Here is a 15215-nt window from a genome sequence, read left to right on the forward strand (position 1 = left end):
CAAATGACTACTTCTCGACGCCCTCGCGCTTCAGGCCTTCCAGCGCGCGACCCGTGACCTCGTCCACCGGACCCATGGCATTGATCGTCACGACCAGACCCTGTGTCTTGTAGTAGTCGATGATCGGCTCGGTCTGCGTGTGGTAGACCTCGAGCCGCTTGCGAACCGTGTCCTCGGAGTCGTCGTCGCGCTGGTACAGCTCGCCGCCGCAGACGTCACAGACACCGGCCTTCTTCGGCGGGCTGTACGTCACATGGAACACATGCGCCGAGTCCCTGCGGCAGATCCGCCGCCCGGCGATCCGCTTCACGACCTCTTCCTCGGGTGCCTCGAGGTCCAGGACCGCGTCCAGCTTGACGTCCTCGGCCTCCAGAACCTCGTCCAGCGCCTCGGCCTGCGAGACATTCCGCGGGAAGCCGTCGAGCAGGAAGCCGTTCTCCGCGTCGGGCTGCTTCATGCGGTCCTTGGCCATCGCGATCGTGACCTCGTCCGGGACCAGGTTTCCGGCGTCCATGTAGGACTTCGCGAGTTTGCCGAGCTCCGTCTGCTGGCTGATGTTCGCGCGGAAAAGGTCGCCCGTGGAGATGTGCGGGATGCGCAGCTTCTCGGCAAGGCGCGAGGCCTGCGTACCCTTACCGGCGCCCGGCGGCCCGACGAGGACGATTCGCATCAGCGGAGGAACCCTTCGTAATTGCGCTGCTGGAGCTGGCTCTCGATCTGCTTCACCGTCTCGAGACCGACACCCACGATGATCAGGATGCTGGTACCGCCGAAGGGGAAGCTCTGGTTTGCCCCGAAACCAGCCAACGCCACTGTCGGGACGAGAGCGATCAGACCCAGATACAGCGAACCCGGCCAGGTGATCCGGTTGAGTACGTAACTCAGGTACTCAGCGGTCGGTCGGCCAGCCCGGATGCCCGGGATGAAGCCACCATACTTCTTCATGTTGTCGGCTACTTCTTCGGGGTTGAAGGAGATGGCCACGTAGAAGAACGCGAAGAACACGATGAGCAAGAAGTACAGAGTGATGTAAATCGGGTGGTCACCCTTCACCAGGTGTGACTCGATCCACGTCTTCCAGCTCGAGTTACCACCGGAGAACTGAGCGATCAGCGCCGGGATGTAGAGAAGTGACGACGCGAAGATGACGGGAATCACACCCGCCTGGTTCACCTTCAACGGGATGTAGGTGGACGTACCGCCGTAGGACCGGCGGCCGATCATGCGCTTCGCGTACTGCACCGGGATACGGCGCTGGGCCTGCTCCACGAAGACCACCAGGCCGACCATGAACAGGCCGACGAGGATGACGGTGCCGAACTCGATCCAGCCGTCGGCCAGGGTGCCCTGCTGCTTGATGGTCCACAGAGCGGACGGGAACGTGGCGGCGATCGAGATGAACATCAGGATCGACATGCCGTTGCCGATGCCGCGGTCGGTGATGAGCTCACCGAGCCACATGACGGCGGCCGTACCGGCGGTCATGGTGATGACCATGGTGATGGTCACGAAGATCGACTGGTCCGGAACGATCTCGCCGGCCACGGGGCAGCCCTGGAAGAGCGCGCCGGTGCGGGCGGTGGCGACCAGGCCGGTGCCCTGGAGGATGGCCAGGGCCACGGTCAGATAACGGGTGTACTGCGTGATCTTCGCTGTGCCGGCCGAGCCCTCCTTCTTCAGGGCCTCGAGCCGCGGGATCACCACCGTCAGCAGCTGCAGGATGATGCTCGCGGTGATGTACGGCATGATGCCGAGCGCGAAGATCGTGATCTGCAGCAACGCACCGCCGCTGAACATGTTCACCAGACCGAACAGCCCCTGGTTGCCCTTGGCCACATCGATACAGGTCTGGACGTTCTGATAGTCGACACCCGGGATCGGGATGTGCGTACCAACCCGGTACACCACGATGATGCCGAGCGTGAAGAGCAGCTTCTTGCGCAGGTCGGGCGTCCTGAACGCCCGGGCGAACGCGGTGAGCACGGTGCCTCCTGCGACCCCCGCGCTACTGCGTCAAGGGTGACGGTTGTGAGCTTCCGATGGATAACGACATACGTAACGGTCAACTGCCGCTCAGAGTGCCTCATGCGACGCACTCAGTAAAAGTTGGCAGTGCAGGCCACCTTACCCGCGGGACTGCCACCCTTGGAACGACCAACCGGGGATACCCCATTTGTGGGGTATCCCCGGTCGGGATCGCTCAAGTCATCGAGACGCCTGTGGTGTTCAGACGAGCTCGGTGACGGTGCCGCCGGCGGCGGTGATCTTCTCCTTGGCGGAGCCGGAGACGGCGTCGACCGTCACCTGAAGCGCCACGGAGATCTCGCCCTGGCCGAGCACCTTGACGAGGCTGTTCTTGCGAACGGCACCCTTGGCGACGAGACCCTCGACGGTGACCTCGCCACCCTCCGGGTACAGCGCGGCCAGCTTGTCGAGGTTCACGACCTGGAACTCGGTCTTGAACGGGTTCTTGAAGCCCTTGAGCTTCGGGAGACGCATGTGGAGGGGCATCTGCCCACCCTCGAAGCGCTCCGGAACCTGGTAGCGGGCCTTGGTGCCCTTGGTACCACGACCGGCCGTCTTACCCTTCGACGCCTCACCACGACCGACACGGGTCTTGGCGGTCTTGGCGCCGGGGGCCGGACGGAGGTTGTGGATCTTGAGCGGGTTGTTCTCCGCCATGATCAGTCGACCTCCTCGACCGTCACGAGGTGGCGGACGGTGTGCACCATGCCGCGGAACTCGGGGCGGTCCTCCTTGACGACCTGCGTGTTGATCCCCTTGAGACCAAGGGAACGCAGGGTGTCACGGTGGTTCTGCTTGCTGCCGATGTACGACTTCGTCTGCGTGATCTTGAGCTGAGCCATTACGCAGCACCAGCCCCGGCACGCGCACGCAGCAGAGCCGCGGGAGCGACGTCCTCGAGGGGCAGACCACGGCGGGCCGCGATCTCCTCGGGACGCTGCAGACCCTTCAGGGCCTCCACGGTCGCGTGCACGATGTTGATCGCGTTGGACGAGCCGAGCGACTTCGACAGCACGTCGTGGATACCGGCGCACTCGAGCACGGCACGCACCGGGCCACCGGCGATAACACCGGTACCGGGGGACGCGGGCTTGAGCAGGACGACGCCGGCAGCCTTCTCACCCGTGATCGGGTGCGGGATGGTGCCCTGGATACGGGGGACCTTGAAGAAGTGCTTCTTGGCCTCCTCAACACCCTTGGCGATGGCGGCCGGCACCTCCTTGGCCTTGCCGTAGCCGACACCCACGGTGCCGTCACCGTCGCCCACTACGACGAGCGCAGTGAAGCTGAAGCGACGACCACCCTTCACAACCTTGGCGACGCGGTTGATCGCGACAACGCGCTCAACGTACGCGGTCTTCTCGGCGGCAGCTGCGCCACCGTCACGGCCCTTCCGGTCCCGCCGCTCGCCGCCACCGGCACCGCCACCGCGGCGCTGGGGTCCAGCCATTGGAATTACCTCTCTCTGTCTCCGCTAGCTACGGAACCGGCTAGAACTTCAGTCCGGCTTCGCGGGCGGCGTCCGCCAGAGCGGCGATGCGCCCGGCGTACTGGTTGCCACCACGGTCGAATACGACGGCCTCGACGCCGGCGGCCTTGGCACGCTCGGCGACCAGGGCGCCGACCTGCTTGGCCTGCGCCGACTTGTCACCCTCAGCACCACGGATCGAGGTGTCCAGGGTGGACGCCGACGCCAGGGTGTGACCCTGGATGTCGTCGATCACCTGGGCCACGATGTGGCGGTTGGAGCGGGTAACGACCAGGCGGGGACGCTCCGCCGTACCGGCGATCCGCTTACGGATCCGGATGTGACGGCGCTTGATCGCGGCGCGCTTGTAGGCGTCGCCCTTGAGGATCTTCTGTCCGTATGCCATGGCTTACTTACCCGCCTTTCCGACCTTGCGGCGGATGACTTCGCCCTCGTACTTGACGCCCTTGGCCTTGTACGGGTCGGGCTTGCGCAGCTTGCGGATGTTGGCCGCAACCTCGCCGACCTTCTGCTTGTCGATGCCCTCGACCGAGAAGTGCGTCGGGTTCTCGACCTTGAACGAGATGCCCTCGGGCGCCTCGACGGTGATCGAGTGGCTGTAGCCGAGCGCGAACTCGAGGTTCGAGCCCTTGGCCGCAACGCGGTAACCGACACCGCTGATCTCGAGCTTCTTCACGTAACCCTGGGTCACGCCGGTGATCATGTTCGCCACCAGCGTGCGGGACAGGCCGTGCAGGGCCTTGTTCTGACGCTCGTCGTTGGGGCGGGTGACGTTGAGAACGCCGTCCTCACCCTTGGCGATGTCGATCGGCGCGGCAACGGTGTGAGTCAGGGAACCCTTGGGGCCCTTGACCGAAACCGTACGGCCGTCGATGGTGACGTCCACGCCGGCGGGAACCGTGATGGGGAGCTTGCCAATGCGCGACATAGCTGTTTCCTCCGTTCCCTTCCGCTACCAGACGTAGGCGAGAACTTCTCCGCCTACGCCCTTCTTGCCGGCCTGCTTGTCGGTCAGGAGACCGTGCGACGTGGAGATGATCGCCACGCCGAGGCCACCGAGGACCTTGGGCAGGTTGGTGGACTTCGCGTACACCCGGAGACCGGGCTTGGAGATCCGCTTGATGCCCGCGATGGAGCGCTCACGGTTCGGGCCGAACTTCAGCTCGAGAACGAGGTTCTTGCCGACCTCGGCGTCCTCGACCTTCCAGCCCGTGATGAAGCCCTCCTGCTGGAGGATCTCCGCGATGTGCGACTTGATCTTCGATGCCGGCATCGTCACGGAGTCGTGGTATGCCGAGTTCGCGTTCCGCAGACGCGTAAGCATGTCTGCGATCGGATCAGTCATGGTCATGAATTGGCCTTCGGCCTCTCTCGCCGGGGTTTCCTGGTGCGCCATCCCTCTCCCCGATCCGAGACGGGACGGGTGCGGCGCGGTGGACCTACGGCGTAGTAAGTCGTATGGGCGTCAGGCGCCCAACCCTCCAAGCCTAAGCCATGGAGAGGTGGGCCCCTGACACTGCCCTTTACTTACCGAGAGCTTCCGGAATCCCGAAGTACGGGACTACCAGGAGCTCTTGGTCACGCCCGGCAGCTCGCCACGGTGAGCCATCTCACGAAGGCACACGCGGCAGAGGCCGAACTTGCGGTACACGGAGTGCGGACGGCCGCAGCGCTGGCAGCGCGTGTAGCCACGTACGCCGAACTTGGGCTTACGAGCAGCCTTGGCAATCAGAGCCTTCTTCGCCATCTCGCTTACGCCTCCTTGAAGGGGAAGCCGAGGTGACGGAGAAGGGCACGGCCTTCGGCGTCGTTGGTCGCCGTGGTGACCACGGTGATGTCCATACCCCGGACGCGGTCGATCTTGTCCTGGTCGATCTCGTGGAACATGACCTGCTCCGTGAGACCGAAGGTGTAGTTGCCACGGCCGTCGAACTGCTTGGGGGACAGACCGCGGAAGTCGCGGATGCGCGGCAGCGCGAGCGACAGGGTGCGGTCCAGGAACTCCCACATGCGGTCGCCACGGAGCGTGACGTGGGCACCGATCGGCTGACCCTCACGCAGCTTGAACTGCGCGATGGACTTGCGGGCCTTGGTGACGGCCGGCTTCTGACCGGTGATCGTGGTGAGGTCGCGGATGGCGCCGTCGATCAGCTTGGAGTCGCGGGCGGCGTCGCCCACACCCATGTTGACCACGATCTTGACGAGGCCGGGGATCTGCATGACGTTCTCGTAGGAGAACTCCTCACGCAGCTTGCCCGCGATCTCCTCGCGGTACTTCGTCTTCAGACGCGGAGTGGTGGTGGTAGCCATCAGATGTCCTCACCCGTCCGCTTGGCAACGCGGATCTTGTTGCCTTCGTCGTCGAAGCGGTAGCCGACACGCGTGACAACCTTGTTGCCGTCCTTCTCAACGACCAGCTGGACGTTGGAGACGTGGATCGGCGCCTCGGTCGTGACGATGCCGCCGGCCTGCGAACCGCGAGCGGTCGGACCGGCCTTGGTGTGCTTCTTGACCCGGTTGACACCCTCGACCAGGACGCGGTCCTCGCGCGGGAAAGCGGCAATGACCTTGCCCTGCTTGCCCTTGTCCTTGCCGGTGATGACCTGGACCAGGTCGCCCTTCTTGATCTTCATGCTTACAGCACCTCCGGCGCGAGCGAGATGATCTTCATGAACTTCTTCTCGCGCAGCTCACGGCCGACCGGGCCGAAGATACGGGTGCCGCGAGGGTCGCCGTCGTTCTTCAGAATGACAGCGGCGTTCTCGTCGAAGCGGATGTACGAGCCGTCCGGACGGCGGCGCTCCTTGACGGTGCGAACGATGACCGCCTTGACGACGTCACCCTTCTTCACGTTGCCACCGGGGATCGCGTCCTTGACGGTGGCGACGATGACGTCACCGATGCCCGCGTAGCGGCGACCGGAGCCACCGAGCACACGGATGCAAAGGATCTCCTTCGCACCAGTGTTGTCGGCGACACGCAGTCGCGACTCCTGCTGGATCACGTCTATCTCCTGTTTGTCTGCCGGTTCCCGGCGAGCTCCGTAAGTGACTTACGGAGCTCGCCGAGCCTGGCGGAACTGTCCTGCGGGGATGCCCGCAGGAATTACTTGGCCTTCTCGAGGATCTCGACGATGCGCCAGCGCTTCGTCGCGGACAGCGGACGCGTCTCCATGAGGAGGACACGGTCGCCGACGCCCGCAGCGTTCTGCTCGTCGTGCGCCTTGAGCTTGTTCGTACGGCGGATGACCTTGCCGTACAGCGCGTGCTTGACGCGGTCCTCGACGGCGACGACGACGGTCTTGTCCATCTTGTCGCTGACGACGAGACCCTCACGGGTCTTGCGGAAGCCGCGGGCCTCTGCAGTCTGCTCAGTCACGTTGCTCTCACTCATCAGGCGCTCTCCACCGTCTCGATGCCCAGCTCGCGCTCACGCATCAGGGTGTAGATCCGCGCGATGTCCTTACGGACGGCCTTGAGCCGACCGTGGTTCTCGAGCTGGCCCGTCGCCGCCTGGAAGCGGAGGTTGAACAGCTCTTCCTTGGCTTCGCGGAGCTTGTTGAGAAGCTCCTCGTCGCCCAGTTCGCGCAGCTCGGACGCCTTGGTACCGGCCGACATCACGCTTCACCTGCCTCGCGCTTGACGATCTTGCACTTCATCGGCAGCTTGTGAGCCGCACGGGTCAGGGCCTCGCGCGCGATCTTCTCGTTGGGGTAGGACAGCTCGAACATGACCCGGCCCGGGTGCACGTTCGCGACCCACCACTCCGGAGAACCCTTACCGGAACCCATGCGGGTCTCGGCAGGCTTCTTCGTGAGCGGGCGGTCCGGGTAGATGTTGATCCAGACCTTGCCACCACGCTTGATGTGGCGGGTCATGGCGATACGGGCCGCCTCGATCTGGCGGTTGGTCACGTACGCCGGCGTGAGGGCCTGGATGCCGTACTCGCCGAACGCAACCGTCGTACCGCCCTTGGCCTGACCGCGGCGCTTCGGGTGGTGCTGCTTGCGGTGCTTGACCCTACGGGGGATCAGCATGTCGGTCAGGCCTCCGTTCCGGTGCTCTCAGCCGGAGCGGCGGCAGCGGGAGCCTCGGCCTTGGGGGCCTCGGCGCCGGCAGCCTGCTGCTGCGGCTTGCGACCGCGCCGCTCGCCACCACCACGGCCACCACGGGCCGGACGGTCGCCAGCGCCGCCACCGCGAGCCGGGCGGTTACCCGCACGGGCGGCAGCGTTCTCGGCGCGGACCTCAGCGATGTTCTTGACATCGCCCTTGTAGATCCAGACCTTCACACCGATACGGCCGAAGGTCGTCTTGGCCTCGAAGAAGCCGTAGTCGACGTTCGCGCGGAGCGTGTGCAGGGGCACACGGCCCTCGCGGTAGAACTCCGAGCGGGACATCTCGGCGCCGCCGAGACGGCCACCGCACTGGATCTTGATGCCCTTGGCGCCCGCCTTCATCGCCGACTGCATGCTCTTGCGCATGGCACGGCGGAAGGAGACGCGGGAGGACAGCTGCTCGGCGACGGCCTGGGCCACCAGCTGAGCGTCCGTCTCCGGGTTCTTGACCTCGAGGATGTTCAGCTGGACCTGCTTGCCGGTCAGCTTCTCCAGGTCACCGCGGATGCGGTCGGCCTCGGCGCCGCGGCGGCCGATGACGATGCCCGGACGCGCGGTGTGGATGTCCACGCGGACACGGTCACGGGTGCGCTCGATCTCAACCTTCGAGATACCGGCGCGCTCCATGCCGGACGTCATCATCCGACGGATGGCGACGTCTTCCTTGACGTAGTCCTTGTACAGCTTGTCGGCGTACCAACGCGACTTGAAGTCGGTCGTGACACCGAGCCGGAACCCATGCGGGTTTACCTTCTGGCCCATTACCGGGTTCCTTCCTTGCTGCTGACGACCACGGTGATGTGGCTGGTCCGCTTGCGGATCCGGTAGGCACGGCCCTGGGCACGCGGACGGAACCGCTTCAGGGTCGGACCCTCGTCGACGTACGCCTCGGAAACGAAGAGGCTGTCGACATCGGTGTGGTCGTAGTTGTGCGCGGCGTTGGCGATGGCGCTGTCGAGCACCTTGCCCACCGGCTGGCTAGCGGCCTGCGGGGCGAAACGCAGGACCGCCTGAGCCTCCGTGGCATCCATGCCACGGATGAGGTCCACCACGCGGCGGGCCTTCATGGGCGTGACGCGGATGTACCGCGCCTGGGCCCTGGCTTCCATGGTTGTCCTTCCAGTGTCTGTCATGGTCATTCCACCCCGCGTTAGCGGCGCTTCGACTTCCGGTCGTCCTTGACGTGACCCCGGAAGGTGCGCGTCGGCGAGAACTCGCCGAGCTTGTGGCCGACCATCGACTCGGTGACAAACACCGGAATGTGGGTCTTGCCGTTGTGCACCGCGATCGTGTGGCCCAGCATGGCCGGGACGATCATCGAGCGACGGGACCAGGTCTTGATGACGTTCTTGGAACCGGCTTCGTTCTGGGCGTCCACCTTCTTGATCAGGTGGTCGTCGACGAAGGGCCCCTTCTTGAGACTGCGCGGCATCTAAACCCGCTCCTAGCGCTTCTTGTTCGTCTTGCGGCGGCGGACGATGTACTTGTTCGACGCCTTCTTGGGCGAACGAGTACGACCTTCCTTCTGACCCCAGGGGCTGACCGGGTGGCGACCACCGGAGGTCTTGCCCTCACCACCACCGTGGGGGTGGTCAACCGGGTTCATCGCCACACCGCGAACGGTCGGGCGGACGCCCAGCCAGCGCTTGCGGCCGGCCTTGCCCCAGTTGATGTTGCTCTGCTCGGCGTTGCCGACCTCGCCGACGGTGGCGCGGCAGCGCACGTCGACCAGACGGATCTCACCGGACGGCATGCGGAGGTGGGCCATCGAGCCCTCCTTCGCGAGCAGCTGCACGGAGGTGCCGGCGGAGCGGGCGAACTTGGCGCCGCCGCCCGGACGGAGCTCGATCGCGTGGATCGTGGTACCGACCGGGATGTTGCGGAGCGCCAGGTTGTTGCCCGGCTTGATGTCGGCCCCGGGACCGTTCTCGACGCGGTCACCCTGCTGCAGGTTGCGCGGGGCGAGGATGTAGCGCTTCTCGCCGTCGGCGTAGTGCAGCAGCGCGATGCGCGCGGTGCGGTTGGGGTCGTACTCGATGTGCGCGACCTTCGCCGGCACGCCGTCCTTGTCGTGACGACGGAAGTCGATCACTCGGTAGGCGCGCTTGTGTCCGCCACCCTGGTGGCGAACGGTCACACGACCGGCGTTGTTACGGCCGCCCTTGCTGTGCAGCGGGCGGACCAGCGACTTCTCCGGCGTGGACCGCGTGACCTCGACGAAGTCGGCGACGCTGGAGCCGCGACGGCCCGGCGTAGTCGGCTTGTACTTGCGGATTCCCATTTCTCAGTCCTCGTCCGATATCGGACGATCCGACCCGCTTACGCGGTCGGACCGCCGAAGATGTCGATACGGTCGCCCTCAGCGAGGGTCACGATCGCGCGCTTGGTGGCCGCACGCTGGCCGAAGCCGGTGCGGGTCCGCTTGCGCTTGCCCTGGCGGTTGATCGTGTTGACCCCGGTGACCTTGACCGAGAAGACCGCCTGGACGGCCTGCTTGATCTGGGTCTTGTTGGCACTCGGGTCGACCAGGAACGTGTACTTGTTCTCGTCGATGAGCGCGTAGCTCTTCTCCGACACGACCGGCTTCAGCAGGACGTCACGGGGGTCCGTGTACGACTTGCTCAGCGGGGTGACGACGGTGTTCTTGCCCTCGGCCTCGTGGCGGCGCGCCTTGGCGACGCGCGCGGCCTTGGCGGCCTTGGCGGCCTTCGAGGCGATAGCGGGGTGACGGATGGCCATCAGACCTCGCTCCCTTCGGTGTCATTGGCCTTCGGGCCCGACACGAAGGACTCGAATGCGGCCTGGGTGAAGACCACGTCGTCCGAGACGAGAACGTCGTACGTGTTCAGCTGGCCCGGCTCCAGGATGTGGACCTGGGGCAGGTTGCGGGCGGACAGCCACGCGGCCTCGTCGGCGCGCTCGATGACGAGCAGCAGGTTCTTGCGCTCGCTGATCTTGCCGAAGAGCGTCTTCGCGGCCTTCGTCGACGGGTTCTCACCCTCGATGACGCCGGAGACGACGTGGATGCGGTTGTTGCGGGCCCGGTCGGTGAGGGCGTGGCGCAGGGCCGCGGCCTTCATCTTCTTCGGGGTCCGCTGCGAGTAGTCACGCGGCTGCGGGCCGTGGACGACGCCACCGCCGGCAAACTGCGGCGCACGGGTCGAACCCTGGCGGGCGCGGCCGGTGCCCTTCTGGCGGTAAGGCTTCTTGCCACCACCACGGACTTCACCGCGGGTCTTGGTCTTGTGCGTGCCCTGGCGGGCAGCGGCCAGCTGTGCGACGACGACCTGGTGAAGCAGCGGAACGCTGATCTTCTCTACGTCGAAGATCTCCGCGGGGAGCTCGACGGTACCGGCCTTGTCGCCCACCGGCGAAAGGATGTCAACAGTGCTCATCGGTTACCTCAGGCCCCCTTGGCCGCGGTGCGGACCAGGACGAGGCCGCCGTTCGGACCGGGAACCGCGCCCTTGATGAGCAGCAGACCCTTCTCCGCGTCAACGGCGTGGACGGTCAGGTTCTGGGTGGTGACCCGCTCGTTGCCCATACGACCCGCCATGCGGAGGCCCTTGAACACACGGCCCGGGGTGGCGCAGCCACCGATGGAACCGGGCGAGCGGTGCTTGCGCTGGGTGCCGTGACCGGCGCCGAGGCCCTTGAAGTTGTGACGCTTCATGACACCGGCGAAGCCCTTGCCCTTGCTCTTGCCGGTGACGTCGACCTTGATCCCGGCCTCGAACACCTCGGCCGTGATCTCCTGGCCGAGGGTGTACTCGGAGGCGTCCGCGGTGCGGATCTCGACGAGGTGGCGACGGGGGGTGACGTCGGCCTTGGCGAAGTGACCCTTGAGGGGCTTGTTCACCTTGCGCGGGTCGATCTCGCCGAAGGCGATCTGGACCGACTCGTAGCCGTCACTGTCATTCGTACGGACCTGGGTCACGACGTTCGGGCCGGCCTTGACGACGGTGACCGGAACAACACGGTTGTTCTCGTCCCACACCTGCGTCATGCCGAGCTTCTCGCCCAGGATGCCCTTGATCTGCTTAGCCATTCTCAGATCACCGACCCTCAGAGCTTGATCTCGATGTCGACACCGGCCGGGAGGTCGAGTCGCATCAGAGAGTCAACGGTCTTGGGGGTCGGGTCGAGAATGTCGATCAGGCGCTTGTGCGTGCGCATCTCGAAGTGCTCGCGCGAGTCCTTGTACTTGTGCGGCGACTTGATGACGCAGTACACGTTCTTCTCAGTGGGCAGCGGCACCGGGCCCGCGACCGACGCACCAGTACGCGTCACCGTCTCGACGATCTTCTTCGCCGAGCTGTCGATGACCTCGTGGTCGTAGGCCTTGAGCCGGATGCGGATCTTCTGTCCCGCCATGGCTACTCAGTAGTCCTGTCTCTCGTACGCTCTGGACCCGGTGTCCACTTCGTTTCCTCCGACCCACGCGGTCGGGCGTGTCGCACTCCCGCTGACACAGATGTCCCATATGGAACATCCCTTGCTGGGGAACACGGCCCTTACGGAACCGCAAGCCGAGGGCGAAAGCCCACCGGGTGCCTGGTCGGTGCCGCACTGACACTTCCCGGAAGATTCCCGTACGTCCGCCCCAGCGCTGCCGTAAGGCAGTTAGGGCGACGAGTACTGTGGGACTCGCTTCCGGTCCTCCCGGCGGGAGGCGCGCAGCATCAACACTCGACCGAGCAACTCGGACAGTCTGCCATATGGGGCAGGGCGCTGGCCAATCGAGCCGGAGAGAATACCCCGAGGGTGACGTAGGTCAAACACCGGTGCGTGCCGTGCGGTCCGGGCAGGGCCTGTCAGGCCGCCCGCTGGAAGCCCCTCAGGCGCACGAAGGAAGAGTCCAGGCCCCTCTTCAACGCCCGTGCCACCGGCCGTTCCACGAGCCTGTGCACCAGCCAGGCCAGCACCAGGAACCCGGCGATGAGGCCCGCGACCAGCAACCGCGGGTCCATCGTGTCGTGCAGGCGGCTGATGAGCACCGTGCCGGCGACGTAGTGCACGAGGTAGAGCGGGTAGGTCAGGGAGCCCGCCGTCACCAGCCACTTCCACTGGATGCGGTCGGTGTGGCCGAGGGCGACGGCGACCATGAACAGCATGAACAGGGTGAAGATGACCACCGCGCCGCGCCAGCTGCTGACCTGCTCGTGAGCGACCCGCTCCCCCAGCTCCAACTGGCCCATGAGCCAGGCCATCGCGAGGATGCCCCACAGGAGCAGGTCCTGGCCGAAGCGGTGCATGAGGTAGAGCGCGAGGCCGGCGATGAAGTACCAGGCGGCGCTCGGATCGGCGACCAGCACCATCAGCGGGAACTTGGAGATCGGGGCGAGCATCGCGGCGGCGCCCCAGACGCAGCAGAAGATGACGACCCGGCGGTAGGTCAGGCCCATGGCGACGACGATCAGGAACAGCAGATAGAAACGCAGCTCGGACCAGAGGGTCCAGTACACGCCGTCGACGTTCGGGACGCCCGAACCCGCTTGCAGCATCGTCAGGTTGAACAGGACCTTCCGCATCGACAGCCGCTCCCACACCCCGGGCATGAGCACCAGCACGGCCGTCGTGAAGAAGACGGCGAACCAGTAGGCGGGGTAGAGGCGGATCACCCGTGAGACGAAGAAGTCCTTCGGCGTACGGCCCCAGCACGACATGCAGATCACGAAGCCGCTGATCACGAAGAAGATCTCGACGCCGATCCAGCCGAAGGACGAGACGCGGAAGACGGTCGGCATGATCTCGGACACCGGCCGGTCCCAGATCGCATTGCCCGGCCTGTCGACCCGGCTGGTGCCGACGAAGTGGTGCAGGACCACCATCAGGGCGGCGAGCAGGCGGATGCCGTCGACGACATAGAGCCGCGGGCGCTTCCGCACGGCGGCGCGGGTGGACGTGCTCGGGCTCGGCGCAGATGTCAGGCGTGGTGGGCGCTGGGCCACCACCGCCGGCATCGGCACCGACAAACGGCTGCGCACACCCTGCATCAAGAGACCTAGCCATCCTCGGTAGTTGCTCGGGGCCCGGCGGCCACGGACGACCGTTCACGCTACGGCTGCACGTTCCGCCCCACCGGGACAGAAAAGAACATTCCTCCCGCACGTACTCCGAAGTTGCCGGAACTCTTGCCAATCCGCCGCACAACGTTCGACTAGGTTTCACCTTGCAGGAGCACAACCATCGGGCTGTTCGAAAAGAATTCGAAAGAAGAAAAGGCCCGTACGACCGAAGTCATACGGGCCCCTTCAGAGTCCTACCAGGTCAAGATCACTTGTTGATCTTGGTGACCTGACCGGCGCCCACGGTCCGGCCACCCTCACGGATGGCGAACTTCAGGCCCTCTTCCATGGCGACGGGCTGGATGAGCTCCACCTTCATCTCGGTGTTGTCACCCGGCATGACCATCTCCGTGCCCTCGGGGAGGGTCACAACACCGGTCACGTCAGTCGTACGGAAGTAGAACTGCGGACGGTAGTTGTTGAAGAACGGCGTGTGGCGGCCACCCTCGTCCTTGGACAGGATGTAGGCCTGCGCCTCGAACTCGGTGTGCGGGGTGACCGAGCCCGGCTTGATGATGACCTGGCCGCGCTCGACGTCCTCGCGCTTGATGCCACGGAGGAGCAGACCGACGTTCTCACCGGCCTGGCCCTCGTCGAGCAGCTTGCGGAACATCTCGATGCCGGTGACCGTGGTGGTGGTCTTCTCCTGCTTGATGCCCACGATGTCGACGGTCTCGTTGACCTTGAGGACACCACGCTCGATACGGCCGGTGACGACCGTACCGCGACCGGTGATCGTGAAGACGTCCTCGATCGGCATCAGGAACGGCTTGTCGACGTCACGCTCGGGCTGCGGGATGTTCTCGTCGACGGCCTTCATCAGGTCGAGGACGGTCTGACCCCACTCCTTGTCGCCCTCAAGGGCCTTGAGCGCCGAGACCTTGACGACCGGAAGGTCGTCGCCCGGGAACTCGTACTCGGAGAGCAGCTCGCGGACCTCGAGCTCGACGAGCTCCAGGATCTCCTCGTCGTCCACCATGTCGGCCTTGTTCAGGGCGACGACGATGTACGGAACGCCGACCTGGCGGGCCAGGAGCACGTGCTCCTTGGTCTGCGGCATCGGGCCGTCGGTGGCGGCGACCACGAGGATGGCGCCGTCCATCTGCGCCGCACCCGTGATCATGTTCTTGATGTAGTCCGCGTGACCGGGGCAGTCGACGTGGGCGTAGTGACGCGTCTCCGTCTGGTACTCGACGTGCGCGATGGAGATGGTGATACCGCGCTGGCGCTCCTCAGGAGCCTTGTCGATCTGGTCGAAGGCCGAGGCCTCGTTCAGGTCCGGGTACGCGTCGTGCAGCACCTTGGTAATGGCGGCCGTGAGGGTCGTCTTACCGTGGTCGATGTGACCGATGGTGCCGATGTTGACGTGCGGCTTAGTCCGCTCGAACTTCGCCTTCGCCACTGGGGTCCTCCTGTGGAGTGGTTCTGAACGCCTTGCTTCATCGGCGCCAGGTGATCTTTGCTGGAAAGCCCGGGCCCGGGGCATTCTCACCACGATTGTGGCGGAATGCCCCCAG

At 65.3% G+C, this 15215-nt stretch carries 25 protein-coding genes; all 25 read right to left on the minus strand.

Features of this window, described 5'->3' with window-relative positions; genetic code table 11:
• Positions 1-7: 7 nt before the first annotated feature.
• The gene (locus ACIHFB_RS35690; protein ID WP_365281087.1) at positions 8-670 is read right to left on the minus strand and encodes an adenylate kinase; all 663 of its coding nucleotides are present in this window, start codon (positions 668-670) and stop codon (positions 8-10) included.
• Entirely contained in the window at positions 670-1983 is a 1314-nt protein-coding gene (gene secY, locus ACIHFB_RS35695; protein WP_365281090.1) for a preprotein translocase subunit SecY, read from the minus strand. The genes ACIHFB_RS35690 and secY overlap by 1 nt, the downstream gene beginning before the upstream one ends.
• A 243-nt stretch (positions 1984-2226) precedes the next feature.
• Positions 2227-2682, minus strand: coding sequence for a 50S ribosomal protein L15 (rplO, locus tag ACIHFB_RS35700; protein WP_003974249.1), 456 nt, complete (start codon positions 2680-2682; stop codon positions 2227-2229).
• Positions 2683-2684: 2 nt separating this feature from the next.
• Positions 2685-2867: a 50S ribosomal protein L30 gene (gene rpmD, locus ACIHFB_RS35705; RefSeq protein WP_005481207.1), complete on the minus strand. Its 183-nt coding sequence runs from the start codon at positions 2865-2867 to the stop codon at positions 2685-2687.
• The gene (gene rpsE / locus ACIHFB_RS35710) at positions 2867-3475 is read right to left on the minus strand and encodes a 30S ribosomal protein S5 (protein ID WP_030671799.1); all 609 of its coding nucleotides are present in this window, start codon (positions 3473-3475) and stop codon (positions 2867-2869) included. The genes rpmD and rpsE overlap by 1 nt, the downstream gene beginning before the upstream one ends.
• A 40-nt stretch (positions 3476-3515) precedes the next feature.
• The gene (rplR, locus tag ACIHFB_RS35715) at positions 3516-3899 is read right to left on the minus strand and encodes a 50S ribosomal protein L18 (protein WP_365281094.1); all 384 of its coding nucleotides are present in this window, start codon (positions 3897-3899) and stop codon (positions 3516-3518) included.
• A gap of 3 nt (positions 3900-3902) precedes the next feature.
• Positions 3903-4442, minus strand: a complete 540-nt coding sequence (gene rplF, locus ACIHFB_RS35720) for a 50S ribosomal protein L6 (protein ID WP_266683869.1) — start codon at positions 4440-4442, stop codon at positions 3903-3905.
• Between the two features lie 24 nt (positions 4443-4466).
• Entirely contained in the window at positions 4467-4865 is a 399-nt protein-coding gene (rpsH, locus tag ACIHFB_RS35725) for a 30S ribosomal protein S8 (protein ID WP_007384075.1), read from the minus strand.
• Between the two features lie 210 nt (positions 4866-5075).
• Positions 5076-5261 (minus strand): type Z 30S ribosomal protein S14, encoded by a 186-nt coding sequence (locus ACIHFB_RS35730; protein WP_003948630.1) that lies wholly within the window; start codon positions 5259-5261, stop codon positions 5076-5078.
• Between the two features lie 5 nt (positions 5262-5266).
• A complete protein-coding gene (gene rplE / locus ACIHFB_RS35735) occupies positions 5267-5824 on the minus strand; it encodes a 50S ribosomal protein L5 (RefSeq protein WP_307661676.1) in 558 nt (185 codons plus the stop codon).
• The gene (gene rplX, locus ACIHFB_RS35740) at positions 5824-6147 is read right to left on the minus strand and encodes a 50S ribosomal protein L24 (protein ID WP_003992365.1); all 324 of its coding nucleotides are present in this window, start codon (positions 6145-6147) and stop codon (positions 5824-5826) included. The genes rplE and rplX overlap by 1 nt, the downstream gene beginning before the upstream one ends.
• Before the next feature lie 2 nt (positions 6148-6149).
• Entirely contained in the window at positions 6150-6518 is a 369-nt protein-coding gene (gene rplN, locus ACIHFB_RS35745; protein WP_003998823.1) for a 50S ribosomal protein L14, read from the minus strand.
• Between the two features lie 101 nt (positions 6519-6619).
• Positions 6620-6907, minus strand: coding sequence for a 30S ribosomal protein S17 (rpsQ, locus tag ACIHFB_RS35750; protein ID WP_053753927.1), 288 nt, complete (start codon positions 6905-6907; stop codon positions 6620-6622).
• Positions 6907-7131: a 50S ribosomal protein L29 gene (gene rpmC, locus ACIHFB_RS35755; protein ID WP_005481220.1), complete on the minus strand. Its 225-nt coding sequence runs from the start codon at positions 7129-7131 to the stop codon at positions 6907-6909. Before rpmC ends, rpsQ begins: the two co-directional genes overlap by 1 nt.
• On the minus strand, positions 7131-7550 hold the full coding sequence (gene rplP / locus ACIHFB_RS35760; protein ID WP_210591640.1) for a 50S ribosomal protein L16: 420 nt from the start codon (positions 7548-7550) through the stop codon (positions 7131-7133). Before rplP ends, rpmC begins: the two co-directional genes overlap by 1 nt.
• Before the next feature lie 5 nt (positions 7551-7555).
• Positions 7556-8392: a 30S ribosomal protein S3 gene (gene rpsC / locus ACIHFB_RS35765; protein WP_365281101.1), complete on the minus strand. Its 837-nt coding sequence runs from the start codon at positions 8390-8392 to the stop codon at positions 7556-7558.
• The gene (rplV, locus tag ACIHFB_RS35770; RefSeq protein ID WP_365281104.1) at positions 8392-8739 is read right to left on the minus strand and encodes a 50S ribosomal protein L22; all 348 of its coding nucleotides are present in this window, start codon (positions 8737-8739) and stop codon (positions 8392-8394) included. The genes rpsC and rplV overlap by 1 nt, the downstream gene beginning before the upstream one ends.
• Positions 8740-8780: 41 nt before the next feature.
• A complete protein-coding gene (gene rpsS / locus ACIHFB_RS35775; protein WP_007384069.1) occupies positions 8781-9062 on the minus strand; it encodes a 30S ribosomal protein S19 in 282 nt (93 codons plus the stop codon).
• A 12-nt stretch (positions 9063-9074) separates the two neighbouring features.
• Entirely contained in the window at positions 9075-9911 is an 837-nt protein-coding gene (rplB, locus tag ACIHFB_RS35780) for a 50S ribosomal protein L2 (RefSeq protein ID WP_365281109.1), read from the minus strand.
• Positions 9912-9949: 38 nt separating this feature from the next.
• The gene (gene rplW / locus ACIHFB_RS35785; protein WP_365281112.1) at positions 9950-10369 is read right to left on the minus strand and encodes a 50S ribosomal protein L23; all 420 of its coding nucleotides are present in this window, start codon (positions 10367-10369) and stop codon (positions 9950-9952) included.
• On the minus strand, positions 10369-11025 hold the full coding sequence (gene rplD / locus ACIHFB_RS35790; RefSeq protein WP_365281115.1) for a 50S ribosomal protein L4: 657 nt from the start codon (positions 11023-11025) through the stop codon (positions 10369-10371). Before rplD ends, rplW begins: the two co-directional genes overlap by 1 nt.
• An 8-nt stretch (positions 11026-11033) precedes the next feature.
• Positions 11034-11678, minus strand: a complete 645-nt coding sequence (gene rplC / locus ACIHFB_RS35795) for a 50S ribosomal protein L3 (RefSeq protein ID WP_053753931.1) — start codon at positions 11676-11678, stop codon at positions 11034-11036.
• Between the two features lie 17 nt (positions 11679-11695).
• Positions 11696-12004, minus strand: coding sequence for a 30S ribosomal protein S10 (gene rpsJ, locus ACIHFB_RS35800; RefSeq protein ID WP_003948644.1), 309 nt, complete (start codon positions 12002-12004; stop codon positions 11696-11698).
• 440 nt (positions 12005-12444) lie between these two features.
• Positions 12445-13593, minus strand: a complete 1149-nt coding sequence (locus ACIHFB_RS35805; protein ID WP_400129185.1) for an acyltransferase family protein — start codon at positions 13591-13593, stop codon at positions 12445-12447.
• 313 nt (positions 13594-13906) lie between these two features.
• On the minus strand, positions 13907-15100 hold the full coding sequence (gene tuf, locus ACIHFB_RS35810) for an elongation factor Tu (RefSeq protein WP_062706810.1): 1194 nt from the start codon (positions 15098-15100) through the stop codon (positions 13907-13909).
• Positions 15101-15215 lie beyond the last annotated feature (115 nt).

Source organism: Streptomyces sp. NPDC051963, from assembly GCF_044593495.1.
Lineage (GTDB): Bacteria > Actinomycetota > Actinomycetes > Streptomycetales > Streptomycetaceae > Streptomyces.